Origin of the sequence: Novipirellula rosea (assembly GCF_039541335.1) — a bacterium.
Taxonomy (GTDB): domain Bacteria; phylum Planctomycetota; class Planctomycetia; order Pirellulales; family Pirellulaceae; genus Novipirellula; species Novipirellula rosea.
In genome coordinates this window covers 1-669 of record NZ_BAABGA010000026.1, presented here as the reverse complement: position 1 = coordinate 669, position 669 = coordinate 1, and the positions used below count along the sequence as shown (strand labels likewise).

The 669-nt window shown below is 52.5% G+C and carries 1 protein-coding gene; it reads right to left on the bottom strand.

The annotated features are described in order from the left end of the window. Positions 1-28 precede the first annotated feature (28 nt). Entirely contained in the window at positions 29-598 is a 570-nt protein-coding gene (locus tag ABD971_RS09880; protein ID WP_345321619.1) for a PIN domain-containing protein, read from the bottom strand. Positions 599-669 lie beyond the last annotated feature (71 nt).

Genomic DNA, 669 nt, shown 5'->3' with positions numbered 1-669 from the left:
AGACCATTAGGACATCTGGTCCTCGGTCTCAGATTAATTGTATCGAACACCTAAGTTCGCTAACGGTTTGTGTCAGTCTCTGCTCTCCAAGGCAGCCAAGGTATTCTTCTGGCGATTTCGGCGGATTTTTCAGTCTTGCACGAGTTTGTTTAACAGCGGTCGGTACAACGCTCGAAGCCAAATCCAATTGGCTGAGAAGGAACGAGTCTGGGTGGATCGCTTCAATCACGTACGTACTCAAAGCGTCGTCGGGAAAGTCTTTCAAGTTGTAGGTCACGATTGCATCGGCTCCACAGCGAATCGCCGCGGCTAAAACATGCCGATCATCGGGATCAGGTAGCTCAAGGGCGTCGATCAACGGTTCGAAGCCAGTCACCAAGGCATCGAGTACATGCGAGTCTATCAACTGACGAGTGCGAGACAGTTGCTCTACCGTCAGATCAGGACGGACTTTGAGAACGCTTCGAGTCCATTCATCGTGGATCCTCGACGACCAACGGGCTCGAAACAGCCCGGTCAATGCAAGCTGCATCAGCAGGTCACGAAGCGGTGCCGGAAATAGAACGCAAGCGTCGTAAACAACCGGGAAGTGACTCAAGGCTCAATAACCCATATCGAGCTCTTGGGCCTGGGCCGCCAATTCATCGAGTGCTTGATGACGCTTGCGGT